The sequence below is a fragment of the Acidicapsa acidisoli genome (assembly GCF_025685625.1).
In the GTDB taxonomy this organism is placed as follows: domain Bacteria; phylum Acidobacteriota; class Terriglobia; order Terriglobales; family Acidobacteriaceae; genus Acidicapsa; species Acidicapsa acidisoli.
Genome location: NZ_JAGSYI010000002.1, coordinates 1,368,167 through 1,385,060, shown reverse-complemented (window position 1 = coordinate 1,385,060; position 16,894 = coordinate 1,368,167). Strand labels below are relative to the sequence as shown.

Genomic DNA, 16,894 nt, shown 5'->3' with positions numbered 1-16,894 from the left:
GGAAAATTTTGGCAATAATTACGCTGACTAACCCACGTCCCTCAAAAGCTCCGAGAGCGTGGTCCCAATAGCTTTAGCTATCAGATAGAGAACAAATACAGATACATCAACTTTCCCATTCTCAATATCGCTTAAATAAGAGCGTGTGATGCCAGCCTTGCGGGCGACGTCTGATTGCTTTCTATTCAACCCCCGCGCTTTGCGAACAGCTTTGCCGATCTGCTCTTGGATCGAAAGACTGCGCTTTCGGTCTGCCATTGCCGACACGGAGGACGATATGCGCATTAGCGTAGTTATAACGTGGTTATATTGGAGACATGGAAGGGCAAGAGTTCAAAAGCGCAGTGCAGGAAAGGCTGAAGACCCTTCATACTGAGCGGCAAGCGTTGAGGACAAAACTGGAGCATATTGATCGGCTCCTAAGATCTTTGCACGGTGTTCTGGAAGCTGAGGAAAGCAATTCTACATCGCAGCCAGTGCGAGTGAGAATGGAGCGCGAGGAGCGGGCGAAGATCATAGAGGTGGTGAAGGAAATCGTGATGGCCAGCGGCAACGCCGGGATGCTGCCACGAGAGGTCAGAGCGGAGCTTCAGAAGGCAGGGGTGGTAACTGGTTCCCAGGTTGTCACCAATGCGCTGTCGAGATGGAAACTGCGGGACTACACCGTAGAGATTGACGGAAGGCATTACTGGAAGGCTTATTTATCGGATATAGAGTTGCAAAAAGCAAAACCCCGCATTCGGCGGGGTTCTACGCAACGGGGTTGGGACCGGCCTACCGAATCGCCCTGAAAAGTGACGGAGGTGAACCCAATAGAAAGGAGGCGCTAGTGATGCCCCTTTTCCTCTACTGTGGCCTGACGGTACTCTGTTCGATTCAGAACGGGGTGCCGTCATAGGCACTTCCAGCAGTATGCCCCATTTCCAGAAAATTTTGCAAGTGGTAAAGTATTAGGCATGGCAGAAAAGCCCGCGACCACGCCTAAAGGATTCTCCGAAGCGCTCTCCAAGTTGGTATCCGTACCCCGCGCGGAGATGCAACATCGTCTAGCGAACGCCGCGCCGGAAAGAGTCTCTAAGCATAGGAAATTCAAATACGTTCCGGCTGATAGCCCAGCCAAGCCAGCGTAACGGATCATTACGTCTATTTCTTGGGCTTTTCGGATTTGTCGATAAAGTCCTTCAGGCGCTTGGCGCAATCCTCAGCCGTCTTCTGTACCTGATTAGCGTGGAAACTTCCGGCTGAGTGGGCAAATACGATCTGAGATGTTTTGGCGTCTACCACTGAGATGCTAGCAATAGTATGTCCCAATGCAGCGCGCTGCGCAGCGTAACCGCTACCGGAATCCCATCCCTTGTTCCAAGCGTCATTATTGCCGTTGTTGCTCCCAGTGTTAGCGGATACGCGGTTGTTAATCACAACTCCCGGCTGCGAATTCTCTTTGTGTGAGACGGTGCTGGTAATCACGAAATCCGCCTTTTCTTTGTCTGTCACCACAATCACTGGCACATGCTTTTTCATGATTGCTGCGGCGAGGTAGGTTTCGTATCCATCCATCGGTTCGATGAAGACGGTAGAGCCGCTATGGAGTTGCGGAGCTTGAGCAACCGCAAAAGGGCATAGGGCGAGCAGCGCAATGACCGCGACGCGATTCATAAGTGCGACCTTTTTTGGGAATTTCATTGTTCGGTAAACCGAACAGTATGGGCGAACTTACCAGAAAACATGGGGAATGGCAATCTCTTTCCCCGTCCGGCTTGGTCGTCGCCTCAGTGACCTGCGGGAAAAGCGCGGCCTGTCTCAGACACAGCTTGCCGACATGGCGGAGATTGGACGAGCACACTTGAGTCAGATTGAAAATGGAGCGGTAGCCGCTCGGATCGATACGTTGTATGCGATTGCCCAAGCTCTAGAAATGAAGTTGGAAGAGATGTTTCGGGGTTTCTAAGACCAGAAAAGCGCATCCACGGCGCATAATTCTGGCCAGATAATTCCTCTCATGCATTTCCTGAATCGGGAGTAGTATTCTCGCACCCTACCTTCCGAGGTGAGATATGCGACGAACTCTCCGGGTGTGGCCCCTTGTGGTCATGTTGGCTCTTTGCGTGACTCTTTCAGCGGATGCCTACTTTGCAACTTGTTATGGGAACGATCCCTGCAACGCTTGTAAGAATTGCAAATATTGCAAACACTGCGCCAAGGAAGGCGGGACGTGCGGAGTCTGTAAACGGAATCGCCTGCTACATCGCGAGTAACGATATACTAGCGACAAATAGAAAACCCGCCTGCCAGGGCGGGTTTCCGGTGTGGCATATCTCTGTAGCGACATCATCGCACGGAGTTTTGCCAAAATGCAAACGGACTTCGAATCTCCTACCACTCAGACAAGTTTCTTAGTATCCCCTGAACCATCCCAGCCTGTTGAGGCGTGGGTCGAGAGGATTCGTCGGCTTGTAGGACTTGAAAATTCGCCTCATATTTTTCTGAAAGAGTTGGATCACCCTGCAATGTCTTCCGAAGAGCGGCAATCACGATAGCAAATCCTTCGATTGCTTCTTGGTGATTGCCGATCAATCGCGCTAGTTCCCTGTGAATGGTTCGTAACTCTTCTAGCTTTGAATCATCCATTATGTTCTCCGATCTGAAATGAATTTCGCGCAATTATAGAGCGCAAAAAAGCGGAAGCCTAACGCTTCCGCTTGCCGCGATTCTGCTTCCTTGCGCCCTCAGAATGACCCATCCACCTTGCCGGTCAATTCTTTGAACTGTAGCCGCTTTCCCGCGATCTGCGATAAGGCAAGAGCGAATCTATCGGCATTGCTGACGGGGTGTTCTTTTGTGGAGCGATGGTTGTACCGGAAAGTCTGTTCGTCGAGATAGCGGAACAAATGAAACGGTTCGACGGAAATGTATGTGCCGTTTAGCTGGCGTTTGACTAGGCTCCAGTAATTCTCCATCGAATTCGTGTGGATATGGCCCCGAACGTATTCCTCTGCGTGGTTGATGACCTTGTGCGCGTAGTCTTCATCCAAGCCGAAATAGGCTACTAACTCATCAGTCATGATCCTTGCGCCGGGTTCTATATGTTGTTTAATTTTTCCGTGCAGCGTCTTCTTATCCCGATCTTCGATGACTTCGGTACGAACCTTGCCGCCGCGCTCTAGGAACCCCATCACGACCGTCTTACCCTTGTGACGGTACTCCATCGCCTTTTTGCGCTTGGTAGGGTGCATGTTGCGGGCTTTACCGCCTATGAAAGACTCGTCTACTTCGACAATCTTTCCGCCCGATCCGAGCTTGCCGCCGTCTTCGGACTGGAGTCCATAGCGAAGCCGGTGCAGGAGATGCCAAGCGGATTTCTGCGCTATGCCTGTCTCTCTCGCAATCTCGTAGCTGCTTACTCCGTTCTTACAGTTGCATAGCATCCATAGCGCAACTAGCCAAATGTCGAGTCCAAGAGGGGAATCCTCAAAAACACTGTCCACCTTGACGGAGAACTGTTTGCGGCAGAAATAGCATTTCCAGCGTTTCTGAGTATCCAGCCAATAGTGCTTTCGCTCCCCTTCGGCAACGCCACACTTCGGGCACACAGGTTTCCCGTCTGGCCAGCGCAAAGCGGCCACGGTGTCAATGCAGGTTTGCTCGTCTTGGTAGTAGCGAACCGCTTCCGTCAATGTTTGGGGCATGTACATTTCGTCACCTTGACTAACCCAGAATAGCCGAAGTGATTGGGTTAGTCAAGGTGTCACATGCGATTTGTGCAGACTATAATTGTGGAATTCAGAGGAAATATGCGGAATGACCGACGAACAGCAAAAGGCCGCGCTGTACGAGCAGCTTAGGGAAGTAATCCGGCGCATCATCACAAAAATCGAAGATCAAACAATAGAGAACTCTGTCTACGCTTTAGTAATCGAGCAGAACGGAATGATTAGCGCAGAACAGTTGAAGGGGAAGGTTGCAACGGCTCTTCTTGAACCGGCGGCGCGAGAGGGGCATTCGGGGCTATGGAAGGCATTGGAGACAATCGGAGAACAGGCTTATTTTGAAGCGCTTCTTCGAGACTTACCAAAAACTGATAGACCAAACTAAGCATTGACTCAGATTCGCAATTATCTTGCATTTCGGGAACACTCCATGCGATGATTCGCGTGTGAGTATCGAACCCGAGGACCGCCCTGGCAGGGGCGGTTTTCTACTTTATGCTCTCAGTTTAGCCTAAACCTAATTTAGAAAGGAAGATCGCAAAATGGCATGTTCTTGTTCTTCACCTAAGCAGCGCATCCGATATACAGAACTCCAATTATTCTCGGATCAATATGAAGGTCGCGCCATTGGTGCCGCGCCACCTTTAACATTCCACAAAATAGAAGTCTGCGCCGAATGCGGACAAGCTGTATTCACAATTTCCGAAGAGGAGTGGCGCTGGTTGAATCCGTCTCAATAGCGCCAATCTATTCGGTAGCATTGAACAAGAACCGGAGAGGGGCAGTTTGCTTTTCCGGTTTTCTTTGCCGCGCGGGGTTGGGACGTGGGTTAGTCAGCGTAATTATTGCCAAAATTTTAGATAACTAACTTGCATCGCGAGTTATCTGGTGACAGACTGATTGCGTTCTTCCATTTGTCGGCTGGGGGTTGGAGTTATGCGAATCGCCAGGGTGGGAATGCTGGGAGTTTGTGCGGTCGTGTGTCTAGGGATGCCGGTTTTCGGCCAGAGTGGGACCGGGATTGGTCTGGGAACCGGTCTTGGGATAGGCGCGGTGCAGCATGTGCGTCAGCCTTACACGGCTAAGTTCAAGACAACGTCGGTGCAGACCCTGGCCAATGGGACGACGATTACACGCGAGTCCATGGAGACGATTGCGGTAGATTCGGAGCGGCGGCGCTTGAACGCGACCTTTACTCCGGCTACGGGACAGGCGCCGGAACACACCTCATTTCATGTCTTCGATCCGGTAGCACGGACGAATATCAGCTGGACGGTTCCCGGCAAAAGCGCCACAGTGCAGCCAATGCCTCCGCGCCAGACGGGACAGACAGGTTCGACATGCTGGACCTCGGGGCTGCCGCAGGGGACGGCTGGAATCGCGCCATCGGAGCGGCCAACCGGGACGGCAACAACGCTTATTGAAATCGGAGGTAGCAGGATTGGCGAGTCCTTGCCGGCACGGCCAGGAGCTTCTGCCGATGAAACCTTACAGGAAGATCTGGGCACGCAGACGATTCAAGGTGTAGCGGCCAAGGGAACCCGGACTACGCACACGATACCGGTTGGCGCTATCGGGAACGACGCTCCGCTGGTGCGAACCATGGAAGTGTGGACGGCACAGCCCCTCGGATTGGCTGTCCGGCAGGTAACGGATGACCCGCGCATGGGCAAGAGGACGAGGGAGCTGACGGAGCTGAGTCAGAGTGAGCCGGATGCCGCGACATTTCAACCGCCTGAAGGCTATGAGATTGTGACCGAGGAGTTGCATGAGGTGCCTTGCGCTCAGTGATGGATCGCATTGATTGGATTAAGGGGTTGGTTGATCGGCGCGGGGTTCCATATAAACTAAAGCCTTATGGCGGAAGAAAAAGAACTTCGGTACGACCCGGCGACGATTGAACCAAAATGGCAGGCGAAGTGGGCGGCGAATCCTGCTCTGTACGCGGCTGAAACGGACACGAGCAAGCCGAAATACTACGTTCTCGAGATGCTGCCCTACCCCAGCGGGCAACTGCATATGGGGCACGTGCGCAACTATTCGATCGGCGATGCGCTGGCCCGGTACATGTGGATGCAGGGGTATAACGTGCTGCATCCCATGGGCTGGGATGCCTTTGGCCTGCCGGCGGAGAACGCCGCGCTCAAGAACAACACGCCTCCGCGCGAATGGACGCTGCAGAACATTGCCGCAATGAAGCGGCAGATGCTGCGGCTTGGCCTGGGATACGACTGGGCCAACGAAATCACGACTTGTCTGCCGGATTATTACCGCTGGAATCAGTGGTTCTTTTTGCGGATGTACGAGCGCGGGCTGGCGTACCGGAAGCAGTCCAAGGTGAACTGGTGCTCGCTGTGCGCGACGGTGCTGGCCAATGAGCAGGTGATCGACGGCTGCTGCTGGCGGCATGAGGACAACATTGTCGAGCAGCGCAATCTGGAGCAGTGGTTTTACCGGATTACGGAGTATGCGCAAGAGTTGCTGGACGGTCTGGACAAGTTGCCGGGCTGGCCGGAGAAGGTGCGCACGATGCAGCGCAACTGGATCGGGCGCAGCGAGGGCACTGAGGTTGATTTCACTGTAGAAGGCGGCGGCGAGAAGATTCGCGTGTTCACGACGCGGGTGGACACGATCTTTGGCGCGACCAGCGTGCAGCTTGCGCCGGAGCATCCGCTAGTTCCGGCGCTGACGGCCGGCAATGTCGCGTTGGAGCGCGAGATCAGCGCGATGATCGACAAGCAGAAGACGGCTCGCGAAGCAGGCGATCTGGGTGCAGTCGAGAAGCATGGCGTGTTTCTCGGGCACTATGCGATTAATCCTTATAACGGCGAGCGGGTGCCGATCTGGGTGGCGAATTATGTCCTGATGGAGTACGGGACGGGCGCGATTATGAGCGTGCCGGGGCATGATGAGCGGGACTTTGAGTTTGCTACGAAGTATGGCGTGGAGATTCGACGGGTGATTCGCCCGGTTGGCGAGTCGGAGGACGAGTCAGAGCTGCCTTTCGTTTCGGAGGTGGGCGTTCTCGTGAATTCAGGCCAGTACGACGGCCTGATTTGCGGTGAGGCGCAGAAGAAGCTGCAGCAGGCTGCGGTGAAGGGTGGTTTTGGCGAGGCGAAGGTAACATTCCGGCTGCGGGACTGGGGCGTGAGCCGCCAGAGGTATTGGGGTACGCCGATTCCGATGGTGAACTGCCCGGAGCATGGGCTGGTTCCGGTGCCGGACGATCAGTTGCCGGTGCTGTTGCCGGAGCAGATCGAGATTACGCAGCAGGGCGGTTCGCCGCTCTCGCGGGTGCCGGAGTTTCTGAATACGACTTGTCCGAAGTGCGGCGGCCCTGCGACGCGCGAGACAGACACGATGGATACCTTTGTCGATTCGAGCTGGTACTTCTATCGCTACACGGACGCGAAGAATTCCAGCGCGCCGTTTTCGTCTGAGATTGCGAATTACTGGTTTCCGATCGATCAGTATATCGGCGGGGTGGAGCACGCGATTCTGCATCTGATCTACTCGCGATTCTGGACGAAAGTGATGCGGGATCTGGGACTGATCGTCAACGATGAACCGACTACGCGGCAGTTTTCGCAGGGGATGGTGATCAAGGACGGCGCGAAGATGTCGAAGTCGCGGGGGAATGTGGTTTCTCCGGACGAGATGGTGGCGCGGTATGGGGCGGACGCTGCGCGCATGTACGCGCTCTTTGCTGCTCCGCCGGATCGCGACCTGGATTGGCAGGAGGATGGGGTTGCGGGGATCAGCCGCTTTCTGGGCCGCGTCTTCCGCATTGTCACGCGCTTTGCGCCCGTTGCTTCGAAGGCGAATTCGGATTCGGTTGCTGCGCCCGAGGGTGTTTCGCTGGCGCTTTTGCGGAAGCTGCATCAGACGATTGCCAAGGTCACGCTCGATTTTGCAGGACGGTGGCATTTCAACACCAGCATCGCAGCGATCATGTCGCTGGTGAATGAGCTGGTTGCCGCGGAGGGCGCGATGGCGTCGGGTGAGGTTCCGCCCGCGGTGGTGGCGGAGCTGTTGAGGTCGCTGGTGCTGATGCTTGCGCCGTTTGCGCCGTTTCTTGCGGCGGAGTTGTGGGTTGAACTTGGCGGCGAGGGTGAGATATTGCGCAAGCCCTGGCCGGTTTCCGACGCGGCGTTGGCCAAAGAGGATGAGATCGAGATTCCTGTGCAGATCAACGGGAAGCTTCGCGCGGTGATTCGCGTGGCGGCGGACGCGGACAATCCGACGATTGAGGCTGCGGCGCTGGCGCACGAGAAGATCATCGAATGGCTGGCGGGCAAGACGCCGGTGAAGATCATCATTGTGCCCGGCAAGCTGGTGAATCTGGTGGTGAAGTAGTGCCTTCGGTTCCGCAGGAAACGGGGAAACTTCGCGCAACGCAGTCGCTGGTGAGCCACATGGGGTTTGTGTGGGCGCATCCGTCGCTGACCGTGATCGAGGTGGCGTGGCGATGGCTGTTCGGCGTGCCATTTCTGGCGGTGGTGTGGGTGCAGGTGCAACGGATTCTGGTGGAGATTCCGCCGGCGTCGGTAGGTCTGGACCGGCTGGATTGGCAGAATCCTTGGCTGTCTTCGGTGATTCTGGCGGATGCTGTGGCGCGGTATGAGCCTGCTGTGGCGTCGGAGTTGCGATGGCTGCTGCCGGCGGGGGTGGTTGGCTGGGCGGTTGTTTCGGGGCTGGGGCGCATGCTGGTGCTGGCGCGGATGCAGGCTCTGGAGGCTGCGGCGGGTCGACCCAGGATGTCCGTATTTTGGGCGTTGCCGGGGTTGATTGGGTTGCAAGGGCTCTGGATGGTCGTTCTGATTGGCTGCCTTTGGCTCTGGTATCGCGGAGTGGGGTGGGCTTCTGCGACGCACATTACGATTGGCGCGCAGCCGGATCTGGTGGGCTATCTGTGCTGGCTGATCTTTCTTTCGCTGGGGATATTCATTCTCTGGGCGCTGGTGAGCTGGACGCTGACTGTGGCTCCGCTGCTGCTGTTTCTGGAGGGCGACTTGCGGCCGGGGGCGGCTTTTCGGGCTTTGGCGCGGGGTTTCAGTCTGGGCAGCGAGCTTTCGGGCAAATTGCTGGAGGTGAACCTGGTGCTGGCGATTGTGAAGATCATGCTGATTGTGCTGGATATGGTCTTTTCGGCTGCGCCGCTGCCGTTCGCAGATGAATTTGGGCCGGATGCGCTGCACGTGGTGTATGTGCTGGTCTTTGTCGGATTTCTCATCGGCAACGACTTCTTCCATGTGGTGCGGTTGAGAAGCTTTTCGGCGCTTTGGCGGCATTATCGCGGAGCGCGGTCCTGAAGGGTGTTCCATCGCCAAATGTGGGAGGTGAAACACCCTGTTCCGGTTTTGAATCGTCTCATACATTACTGAACAAGAATAGTGACACTTGCCGAGGCGGTAATCTTTGCGTTGACTGTGTCTGTGCCCGTCACGTTAAAGGTGTAGCTGCCGGCGGTTGTAGTGGGAGTAACGGGACTCGTAGGTGGCGTGGAACTCTGGCCGCCGCCGCAGCCGACAACCCCTGCAGTCACCACTACAGACAACAGAACCATCAGCGCACTCCAGCGACGCCGCCTTGATGGAACGCCAAAGATGAGCGCAATGGCCATTACTGCACCGCCGCCAAGCCCCCAGGAGTTCGGCCGTGATGGTCGCGCCAGAGCGCTGCTTGTCGTTGCCGTTGTATGCACAGTCAACACTGTGGTTCCGGTGCCACCGGATGCAATCGTTACACTTGCAGGACTCAGGCTGCAGGTAGGCGCATTCTGCGCGCCTGCGGGAGAACCGGTCAGGGAACAGGCCAAATTCATTGTTCCTGAGTATGCGCTTCCTGCCGAAAACGTCGCTGTCGCCGTTGCGGCGTTTCCGGGAGATACCGGAGATGGAGCGGGTATCGCAACCACTACCTGGGAAACCGTGATGGTGGCTGTCCCGTTGGCGCTGTCATACGTTGCGTCGCCTGAGTAGGTAGCTGTCAACGTGTTGGTGGCACCGCTCAATGTCCCGGCAGAAATGTGAAAGGTGGCCGAACCGTTTGCCAGCGTCCATATTGTCCTATATGGACCACTTGCGAGGATAATGGTTCCGGATGGCGTCGCTTGTCCGCTGCCGCCCGTGACGCTGACTGTTACGTTGACAGCCTGTTCGTCGGTAATGGCTGTGGCTGATGGAGTCACTGTGACAGTTGGGATTGCCGTGCCGATTGGAGTCGTAACGGTCACAGTTGCCGATTGCGTTGCGGTCGTGTATACGCTGGCGCTGGAGGCATCCGGAGTATAAGCAGCCGTAAGCGTGTCGCTGCCCACCGGAAGCGTTCCCGCGGCCAAGGTGAAGGTGGCCGAACCGTTGGCGAGTATCTGCTGCGCGCTATAGCTTCCGCTGGTCAGCGTCACTGCGCCGGTAGCAGCGGGATTGCCGCTTCCCCCGCTGACCGCAATCGTGATCGTCAACGCCTGAGCGGTTGTGATGCTCGCCGACGATGGAGTGACCGTCACGGTGGGGGCGACCGGGAGATGGATGGTGTAAGCCGCCGTGGCCACCGCGCTTTGAGCGTCACCCGTAGCTACGGCAAGAGCTTCCAGGGTCTCTGTCTGCGAGACAGTAATCGGGCCGCTATACACGCTGGAGCCTGTTGTTGGTGTCGTCCCGTCCGTGGTGTAGTAGATGGTCGCGCCAGGTGTATTATCCGTGATAGTCACATTCTGGATGCTTGTGTAGGTGCCCGCCGGGACACTGAAGACAGGGGTAGCTGTCGCACCGGAGAAGGTAACTTTCCGGACTCGGAAATTGCCGGTATCTGCAAAATAGAGGTTGCCTGCCGCATCGAATGCAAGTCCTTGAGGGTTTACGATTTGGGCGATAGTTGCCGAGCCGCCGTCGCCGCTGTAGCCTGGGTATCCGTTTCCGGCTACTCTCGCAATGACATCCGTACTCGTTGCTACCGCTCGGACCGTGGCAGCCCAATTTGACAAGTAGAGATTGCCCGATGAGTCGACCGCCAGACCCTGCGGATATACCTCCGCTCTGGTCGCCGGGCCGCCATCGCCGCTGCTGCCATTTACATCGCCATTTCCGGCCACCGTTGTGATGATTCCAGTTCCCGCCGCAACCTTGCGAATCCTCCCGACGTAAGAAGTTGCAATGTACAGGTTGCCGGTACTGTCGATCGCAAGCGCATTGGGATTCTCAACGCTTGCGCTCGTGGCCGGGCCGCCATCGCCGCTAAAGCCGTCATTTCCATTTCCCGCGACCGAGGTGATAATGCCGCTGCTCGCGGAGACCATGCGAACCGCATTGTGGCCGGCGTCCGAAATATACAGATTGCCGGCGCTATCCAGCGCCAGACCGTTGGGACTATTTAGAAACGCGGCTGTTGCCGGGCCGCCATCGCCAATCTGCCCCGGAGTGCCGATTTGGTAATGGATTCCCGCAATAGTTGAGATCACTCCTGTGCTGGCTGTCACCTTTCGGACTACCTGGTTAAAGGAGTCGGCGATATAAAGGTTGCCGTCGCTGTCAATTGCCACGGCCTGGGGCGAATCAAACTGAGCATTGGTTGCCGGACCGCCATCCCCGCTGTAGCCAAATGTTCCATTCCCTGCGGCAATTGAGAGGACGCCGGTCTTCGCTGACACCATCCAGACAACGCTGTTCCCGGCGTCCGCGATATAAAGGTTTCCGGCGCCATCGAACGCGAGCCCCTGAGGAAGGCCTATCTGCGCACTGGTTGCTGGACCTCCAACCCCGGAGGAGCCGAACACGCCGTTTCCTGTCACGGTAGAGATCACCGCGGCGGGCGGAGATGTGATCGTATACTTCGCCTTGACGGGAGTGCTCGAAAGATTTCCCGGCGCCAGTGCCAGCGCCTGCACCGTCACTGTCCCGGATACGCTGATGGGTCCGTTGTATTCAGCCCCGAAGGTAGTGGGCGATGTTCCGTCCGTCGTTACATAGATGGCGGCTCCAGGCGTGGAATCGGTGATCGTCAACGTCTGAGGGGTGGCATAGGTTCCTGCCGCTACGGAGAACACAGGCGAGGCCGTTGACGCGGTCGGAGGAATGCTGGAAACCGTCGCTTTCCGGATTTGGCTTACGGAGCTGTCGGCAATATACAGATTTCCGGCGCTATCGAGCGAAACGCCCATTGGATAGCAGAGCGCTGCATCGGTCGCCGGTCCGCCATCCCCTCCAAGCGAGCGACAAGAGTATCCGTTTCCAACGATAGTCGTAATGATGCCGCTGCTTGCTGTCACCTTCCGGATGACCTGGTTATAGCTATCGGCTATGTAGAGGTTGCCAACTCCGTCCACAGCCACGGATTCTGGCCAGTACAGCTCCGCGTTGGTTGCGGGGCCGCCATCTCCGGTGTAGCCGCCTTCATCACGGCCAGCTCCGAAGCCGTTGCCAGCCACAGTCGAAATTACTCCGTTGCTGGCATTTACCTTGCGGATGACATTGTCATAGTAGCCGGCAATATAGAGATTGCCAGCGCTGTCGGTGGCAACCCCCTTTGGAAATTCAAACGTCGCGCTCGTTGCAGGACCGCCATCTCCAGTTGAGCCAAATTGTCCGTTCCCGGCGACGGTCGTAATCGTCCCGGTCTTCGCGGTAACTTCGCGGATGCGATTGTTGTACGAATCGGCAATATAAAGATTGCCGGAGCCATCCAAAGCGATTCCTGTGGGATAGTTCAATTCCGCGCTTGCCGCAGCACCATTGTCGCCGCTATACCCGGACGTTCCGTTGCCTGCAACAGTGGTGATGACTCCTGTCGTTGCCATTACTTTGCGAATTACGTTGTTACCGGAGTCCGCGATGTACAGGTTGCCCGCGCTGTCGAGCGCCACATTCGACGGCGAAGAGAGCGCTGCCGACGTTGCCGCTCCACTGTCGCCGCTGTATCCAGCGACTCCAGTGCCGGCCACTGTGCTGATAACACCGGTGCCGGCACTGACCTTGCGGATCACGTTGTTGTCTGCGTCTGCAATGTAGAGATTGCCCGCGGTATCCAGGGCGGTTCCAACGGGATCATTCAAGTCAGCGGCGGTTGCCGGACCTCCATCGCCGCTATACCCGAAGATCCCGCTCCCGGCGACAGTGTAGATAAAAGAACTCGAAGACGAGTCTATGAGGTACTGCGCACTGACTGGCGGACTTAAAGCGTATCCATTGGCTGCGACTGCCGCCAGTGTCTCTGACGAGGAAACGGTGATGGGGCCAGCATATTGCGCGGAACTTGTCGTCGGCCACGATCCGTTTGTCGTGTAGTAGATGACAGCACCGGGTGTCACGTCTGAAATCGTCACAGTCTGAGCGCCAGGGTAGTTTCCCGCGGGAAGTGACAGCACCGGCGCGGCGGGAGCGCGCAGATTCAATGTGTAGTTTGCTGTCGCTATCGCGCTCGTCTCATAGCCCGTAGCAACCGCAATCGCCTGGATGGTTTCATACTGCGCCGAGACGGTGATCGATCCCGTATAGACGGTCGAAGCGGTGCTCGGCTGATTTCCATTGATCGTGTAGTAGATCGTCGCTCCCGGAACCGTGTCGGTGATTGTCACCGACTGGATCGACGTATAGGTTCCGGATGCGGGCGAGATTACAGGCATCGGCGCTTGAACGTTGAGCGAGGTTGTCCCCGAAGTGCTCGTTGTGTAGTTGCTGTCGCCGGAATAGCGTGCATCGACCAGGTGCGGAGCCGGGCCAGCGGGCGAAATTCCGTTGGCGGTTGCAGAGGCCGTCTGTGCGGGTTGACTCAATTGGATCGTCAGCGCATTGTTGTAGGCTTCCACGCCAGCCACGTCAGGTCTGCCGTCGCCGTTGAAGTCCCCCAGCGCAATGTTCGTGATGTAGGTATAGATATTTCCACTGTTGGGAACCGGGCTGATCGACGTGAAGGTACCATCGCCATTGCCGAGCAGAATGGGTATGTCGGAGTTCTCGAATGCACCAACCACATCCGGCAGGCCGTCTTCGTTGAAATCGGCCACCCGGATGTGCAGGGGAGTACCTTGCGTCGGATACGTAGTAATTCCGGTTTGCGAGAACGTGCCGTTGCCATTACCCAGGAAGACAGTGATGGCTCCCTGGATGGAATTCGCCGCGATAATGTCCAGCCTGCCATCGCGGTTTACATCGGCCAGGGCCATATCGTCTACAACGGGTTGGACAGGAATCGATCCTCCGTTCCGGAAGCTCCCATCTCCATTGCCCAGATAGGCGTCGATTGAGAAGCCGTCTGTTGTAAGGCCAACCAGATCCAGAATTCCGTCCCCGTTGATGTCACCAGCAATAAGGTATGCAGTAGGCGAGCCCGGAATCCCGGCGGAGACCACCGGCGTAAAGGTACCGTCGCCCTTGCCCTCAAGGATCGTAAGAGTGTTCTGACCGTAGTAATTCGCGAAGTTGGAAACAGCAATATCCAGAATTCCGTCCCCGTTGAAATCGCCAACTATCATCGACATTGGATACTGGCCCAGAGCGGGACTTGCTGCCGCGGTAAACGATCCATCGCCCTTGCCAAGCAGGATGGTGATTGCGTTGGTCGGGTCTTGATTGGCGATTGCAAGGTCCGGTACTCCATCACCGTTGAAGTCACCGGTGGCAATGGCGCTAGGTTGCGTGCCCACCGTGGGACTGTTCGCTGCTTCCGTGAACGTCCCATCGCCGTTGCCCAGCAGAATCGTGACCGTGCTGCTCGATAGATTCACTACCGCCAGGTCCGCCTTGCCGTCCAGATTGAAATCCGCAGCCACCGCAACCTCTGGTTCTGTGCCTGTCGCCGGCGTTTGAGAGTTCAGCCACGCCAGCCCCGGCGTAGCAGCCCCCAAAGCCGCCTTGCCGAGCACTGCGTTTGCATAACTGGTGTCGAGGAACGACACGCTTCCTGTTGGCGCTGTCACGCCACCGGCTTCTATCACTGTCGCTGTCAGAGTGTAGTTGCCTACCGTGCCGCTCTGCGCGATCGTAGTCGTGGTTGGATAGGTAACACCTGTCTCGGGATTGACCGTCAGAGACATGGCGCTGGAGGAACTGATCCCGCCCCAGCCGTTTTGCAGAAGCAATGCCTTATAGCTGTGTTGTCCGGCGCCGGGAACAAACGCAAACGCCGCAGTCCCATTGCTCTTGAGTTGTGCCGTGCCAATCACATGAATGTCGGTGCAGTACGGTGCGGATGCGTCGCAGAAGTCTACTTGCCCCGTCGTCAGAGGAGTCGCGCCCACGCTGACGGTCGCCGTAAGCGTCACGATACTGCCAGAAGAGACCGTTGTAACAGGGGAGCGGCCCGTCGTAATCGACATCGTTGTCGTCGTCGCAGGCGGTTCTCCCCAGAGTTCCGTTGTGCCCGATACGCTTGCGTTGTAGTTCATATCTCCGGGGTAGCTGGCATCGACCAGATGCTGGCCAGGGACAGCCACCACAACATTGGTCGCGGTTGCGATCGCTGTCTGTGACGGCTGCGAGAGCAATACCGTCACCGTCCTGTCGTCTTCGTTGGTTGTTACCAGGTCGGCGCTGCCATCCCCATTGAAATCACCGACAGCAATGGAAACCGGAGAACCGCCTGTCGCCGGCGTCGTCGGCAGCAGAGTAAAAGTTCCGTCTCCCTTTCCCTGAAAGATCGAAACCGTATTGTTTAAGCCCGGCACGGCCAAATCGACGATTCCGTCTCCGTTGAAGTCCCCTGCTGCAAGCGAGGATTCATTGCCGCCACTCGAAGGGCCATATTCGCTGGACGTGAACGTTCCATCTCCGTTGTTCAGGAACACGGTTAGCATCGAACCGTCTTCGCCAAACGGCACAGCCAGATCCGGCCTGCCATCCCCATTCAAGTCCGCAACCACCACTGCGTTTGCCGCAATTCCCGTCTGCGGATACGTCCCGGTCGTAAAAGTCCCATCCCCGTTCCCTAGAAGAATGGCAATGGGATGGCCGCCGTTGTATTCACAATTGCTCGTAAGAACAAGGTCCGTTTTGCCGTCTCCATTGAAATCTCCACTTCCAATGTCCGCAACGCAGCCTTGGTCCCAAACAGTGATCTGGCTTGAAGTGAAGGTCCCATCGCCGTTCCCGAGAAGGATTGAAATCCCTCCGCTGCTCTCAGTTGACACCGCCATATCGGGAATCCCGTCGCCATTGAAATCGGCTACCGTCACATCCGTTGCGAACGGCACAACTGTCGGACTGGCCGCCTGTGTAAACGTGCCATCTCCATTGCCAAGGTAGATCGCCAGTGTCGTCGCAATCGAGAAGCTCGTGACCACGAGATCGAGGTTGCCGTCCCCGTTGAAATCCGCCGCGGTTACGTACCCTGCGCTCGCAACCGCCAAGGTGCCCGGCTTGGCGGTAAATGTGCCGTCTCCCTTGCCCATGAGGATGGTTACAGTGCCATCGCCAATATTCGCCACGGCCATATCGAGGATTCCATCGCCGTTAAAGTCACCGGCCGCAACCGAATATGGTTTGAAGCCAACGCTCGGCGTCTGCGGATTGAGCCAGCTCACCCCCGATGTAGCCGGGCCAAGATTCGCCGTTCCCAGCACTGCATTTCCATTGCTTGTATCCAGAAATTTCGCAGTCCCGGTCGGTACGGGTTTTCCGCCCGATTCCGTAACCGTGGCCGTCAGCGTGTACTTACCCCAGCTCCCGCTTTTTCCGATCGTGGTCGTCGTCGCATACGTAACCGGCGTTCCGGTCACCGTGAGCGCGGAGTCACTGGACGAGCTGGCAGCCTGCGTATTCGTTCCCGCAAATACCGCCTTGTAGCTGTGGCTTCCGATGCCCGGACGGAACTTCAGCGTGGCCGTTCCCGCGCTCGTCAACTGCGCCGTCCCTAACACATGAATATCCGTGCAATAAGTCGCCGAAGCGTCGCAGAAATCGACCTGCCCGGTTGTCACCGCGGTAGCTCCCACTTTTACCGATGTGGTCAACGTCACCACGCTGCCCGAGGTAACTGTAGTCACCTCATTACCCCCCGAAGTTACTGCAAGGGTCGTAGTTGTGGCAGTCTTCGTCAGCGCAGATGCGGCCTTACCTGTCCCGCAAACCGCCGCGGCGAGCGCAAGGCACAGAACTATGAACTTGCCCAGCCTGCGTGTGCTCAGGAAATCGGGATGGCAAGAAGCAATCGCAAGGGTTGAGGGGCGAACAGGCCGCGGCGCAGTAACCAAGGTG

The 16,894-nt window shown here is 56.8% G+C and carries 11 protein-coding genes; 6 read left to right on the top strand and 5 right to left on the bottom strand.

What is annotated here, in order from left to right; translation table 11 throughout:
• Positions 1-27: 27 nt before the first annotated feature.
• Complete coding sequence (locus OHL23_RS28880; protein ID WP_396127367.1) at positions 28-258, bottom strand: helix-turn-helix domain-containing protein; 231 nt, start codon at positions 256-258, stop codon at positions 28-30.
• A 230-nt stretch (positions 259-488) separates the two neighbouring features.
• On the opposite strand from OHL23_RS28880, the gene OHL23_RS15685 reads away from it, so the two are divergent.
• A complete protein-coding gene (locus tag OHL23_RS15685) occupies positions 489-791 on the top strand; it encodes a hypothetical protein (protein ID WP_263352851.1) in 303 nt (100 codons plus the stop codon).
• A gap of 352 nt (positions 792-1,143) precedes the next feature.
• Here OHL23_RS15685 and OHL23_RS15680 read toward each other — a convergent pair whose 3' ends face one another.
• The gene (locus tag OHL23_RS15680) at positions 1,144-1,656 is read right to left on the bottom strand and encodes a hypothetical protein (protein ID WP_263352850.1); all 513 of its coding nucleotides are present in this window, start codon (positions 1,654-1,656) and stop codon (positions 1,144-1,146) included.
• Between the two features lie 76 nt (positions 1,657-1,732).
• Here OHL23_RS15680 and OHL23_RS15675 point away from each other — a divergent pair, with 76 nt between their 5' ends.
• The gene (locus tag OHL23_RS15675) at positions 1,733-1,948 is read left to right on the top strand and encodes a helix-turn-helix transcriptional regulator (protein WP_263352849.1); all 216 of its coding nucleotides are present in this window, start codon (positions 1,733-1,735) and stop codon (positions 1,946-1,948) included.
• Positions 1,949-2,373: 425 nt separating this feature from the next.
• On the opposite strand, the gene OHL23_RS15670 is transcribed toward OHL23_RS15675, so the two are convergent.
• The gene (locus OHL23_RS15670) at positions 2,374-2,628 is read right to left on the bottom strand and encodes a hypothetical protein (RefSeq protein WP_263352848.1); all 255 of its coding nucleotides are present in this window, start codon (positions 2,626-2,628) and stop codon (positions 2,374-2,376) included.
• Between the two features lie 98 nt (positions 2,629-2,726).
• A complete protein-coding gene (locus tag OHL23_RS15665) occupies positions 2,727-3,686 on the bottom strand; it encodes an IS1595 family transposase (protein ID WP_263352847.1) in 960 nt (319 codons plus the stop codon).
• 112 nt (positions 3,687-3,798) lie between these two features.
• Here OHL23_RS15665 and OHL23_RS15660 point away from each other — a divergent pair, with 112 nt between their 5' ends.
• The 4 genes from OHL23_RS15660 to OHL23_RS15645 all read left to right on the top strand — a co-directional run bounded on the left by OHL23_RS15660 (position 3,799) and on the right by OHL23_RS15645 (position 9,019).
• Complete coding sequence (locus OHL23_RS15660; RefSeq protein ID WP_263352846.1) at positions 3,799-4,092, top strand: hypothetical protein; 294 nt, start codon at positions 3,799-3,801, stop codon at positions 4,090-4,092.
• Between the two features lie 551 nt (positions 4,093-4,643).
• Positions 4,644-5,498, top strand: coding sequence for a hypothetical protein (locus OHL23_RS15655; protein WP_263352845.1), 855 nt, complete (start codon positions 4,644-4,646; stop codon positions 5,496-5,498).
• Positions 5,499-5,564: 66 nt separating this feature from the next.
• Positions 5,565-8,063, top strand: a complete 2,499-nt coding sequence (gene leuS / locus OHL23_RS15650) for a leucine--tRNA ligase (protein WP_263352844.1) — start codon at positions 5,565-5,567, stop codon at positions 8,061-8,063.
• A complete protein-coding gene (locus tag OHL23_RS15645; RefSeq protein WP_263352843.1) occupies positions 8,063-9,019 on the top strand; it encodes a hypothetical protein in 957 nt (318 codons plus the stop codon). The genes leuS and OHL23_RS15645 overlap by 1 nt, the downstream gene beginning before the upstream one ends.
• A gap of 65 nt (positions 9,020-9,084) precedes the next feature.
• On the opposite strand, the gene OHL23_RS15640 is transcribed toward OHL23_RS15645, so the two are convergent.
• Positions 9,085-16,890, bottom strand: coding sequence for an FG-GAP-like repeat-containing protein (locus tag OHL23_RS15640; RefSeq protein ID WP_263352842.1), 7,806 nt, complete (start codon positions 16,888-16,890; stop codon positions 9,085-9,087).
• Between the last annotated feature and the right edge of the window lie 4 nt (positions 16,891-16,894).

Coding starts and splice junctions, on each gene's coding strand:
- OHL23_RS28880 (WP_396127367.1), bottom strand. CDS start 258: ATGGCAGACCGAAAGCGCAGTCTTTCGATCCAAGAGCAGATCGGCAAA.
- OHL23_RS15685 (WP_263352851.1), top strand. CDS start 489: ATGGAGCGCGAGGAGCGGGCGAAGATCATAGAGGTGGTGAAGGAAATC.
- OHL23_RS15680 (WP_263352850.1), bottom strand. CDS start 1,656: ATGAATCGCGTCGCGGTCATTGCGCTGCTCGCCCTATGCCCTTTTGCG.
- OHL23_RS15675 (WP_263352849.1), top strand. CDS start 1,733: ATGGCAATCTCTTTCCCCGTCCGGCTTGGTCGTCGCCTCAGTGACCTG.
- OHL23_RS15670 (WP_263352848.1), bottom strand. CDS start 2,628: ATGGATGATTCAAAGCTAGAAGAGTTACGAACCATTCACAGGGAACTA.
- OHL23_RS15665 (WP_263352847.1), bottom strand. CDS start 3,686: ATGCCCCAAACATTGACGGAAGCGGTTCGCTACTACCAAGACGAGCAA.
- OHL23_RS15660 (WP_263352846.1), top strand. CDS start 3,799: ATGACCGACGAACAGCAAAAGGCCGCGCTGTACGAGCAGCTTAGGGAA.
- OHL23_RS15655 (WP_263352845.1), top strand. CDS start 4,644: ATGCGAATCGCCAGGGTGGGAATGCTGGGAGTTTGTGCGGTCGTGTGT.
- leuS (WP_263352844.1), top strand. CDS start 5,565: ATGGCGGAAGAAAAAGAACTTCGGTACGACCCGGCGACGATTGAACCA.